This window comes from Shigella sp. FC1544, assembly GCF_001722145.1.
GTDB classification, from domain to species: domain Bacteria; phylum Pseudomonadota; class Gammaproteobacteria; order Enterobacterales; family Enterobacteriaceae; genus Escherichia; species Escherichia coli.
In genome coordinates, this window is the sequence record NZ_MECT01000315.1 from 1 (window position 1) to 1,264 (window position 1,264).

2 protein-coding genes and 2 pseudogenes are annotated in these 1,264 nt (G+C 47.7%); 2 read left to right on the plus strand and 2 right to left on the minus strand.

Going from position 1 to position 1,264, the window contains the following annotated elements; genetic code table 11:
• Together BGK49_RS15045 and BGK49_RS15050 are read right to left on the minus strand one after the other, a co-directional pair.
• On the minus strand, positions 1–257 hold a 257-nt coding region (locus BGK49_RS15045), incomplete at its 3' end, for an IS1-like element transposase (RefSeq protein WP_069375768.1).
• Between the two features lie 55 nt (positions 258–312).
• Positions 313–654, minus strand: a pseudogene (locus BGK49_RS15050) (cupin domain-containing protein); the annotation flags it as partial.
• A 315-nt stretch (positions 655–969) separates the two neighbouring features.
• On the opposite strand from BGK49_RS15050, the pseudogene BGK49_RS30510 reads away from it, so the two are divergent.
• Together BGK49_RS30510 and BGK49_RS27420 are read left to right on the plus strand one after the other, a co-directional pair.
• Positions 970–1,062 (plus strand): annotated as a pseudogene (locus tag BGK49_RS30510) (electron transfer flavoprotein); the annotation flags it as partial.
• Between the two features lie 55 nt (positions 1,063–1,117).
• A partial coding sequence (locus BGK49_RS27420; protein WP_001393286.1) for an IS1 family transposase occupies positions 1,118–1,264 on the plus strand: 147 nt, incomplete at its 3' end.

Here is a 1,264-nt window from a genome sequence, read left to right on the forward strand (position 1 = left end):
TTTTTTAAGTGACGTAAAACCGTGTTGAGGCCAACGCCCATAATGCGTGCACTGGCGCGACATCCGACGCCATTCATGGCCATATCAATGATTTTCTGGTGCGTACCGGGCTGAGAGGCGGTGTTAGTGAACTGTAGTTGCCATGTTTTACGGCAATGAGAGCAGAGATAGCGCTGATGTCCGGCAGTGCTTTTGCCGTTACGCACCACGCCTTCAGTAGCGGAGCAGGAAGGACATCTGATGGAAATGGAAGCCACGCAAGCACCTTAAAATCACCATCATACACTAAATCAGTAAGTTGGCAGCATTACCAGAATGCGGTTGCAGTAGCTGATTTTCCTCAGCCCCCTGAAACTGAAAGCCGTACAGCGCACAGGTACACGTCGTTGCCGGATCGTTAACGTCAGAGGCCACCGCATGCAGCCTGCCGCGTTCTATCACCACAATGTCATCCGCATGTGCGACATATAACGAAGAATCGATGGTAAACCTTGCAACCCCTTTCTTGACGTAAATCAACTCGGTTTCATTGTCATGAACGTGATGTCCGGACTCCCATTTTGGATCATCGCTAAATGCAAAACGTGAAAGCCGTGGCGTTTTACCGGCGACAAACAGCGTTTCACTGGCGTTATCAAAACAGCGTTGATACATGACAACCTCCCTATTCCATGAGCAAGCAAAAACAATATATGCCGGATAAAATACGGCGTGTATTGCGGTTATACAACCGCGTTTAGCGAGAGCTAAACAAGATTATTTACACTGAATGCAAGATTGTACGGTCATGGAATAACTATATTGCCGCAAATTGCACTTTTGTTTTAGCGATCGCATTTTTTTTGCAAGATTGTTGGCAAGGAAAACAGCTTGCTCCGTCGAAAACCCCGCACCGCTATCGCACACTATTTTCAGGCCATTTTTACCTTCCATCGGAGATGGTTCCGTATGCGACTCACAGGAGAAATCATGAAAATAATAACCTGCTTTAAGCTGGTGCCTGAAGAACAGGACATTGTTGTCACTCCAGAATACACCCTGAATTTCGACAATGCCGACGCCGGTGATGCTGCCAACTTACTGATTTAGTGTATGATGGTGTTTTTGAGGTGCTCCAGTGGCTTCTGTTTCTATCAGCTGTCCCTCCTGTTCAGCTACTGACGGGGTGGTGCGTAACGGCAAAAGCACTGCCGGACATCAGCGCTATCTCTGCTCTCACTGCCGTAAAACATGGCAACTGCAGTTCACTTACACCGCTTCTCAA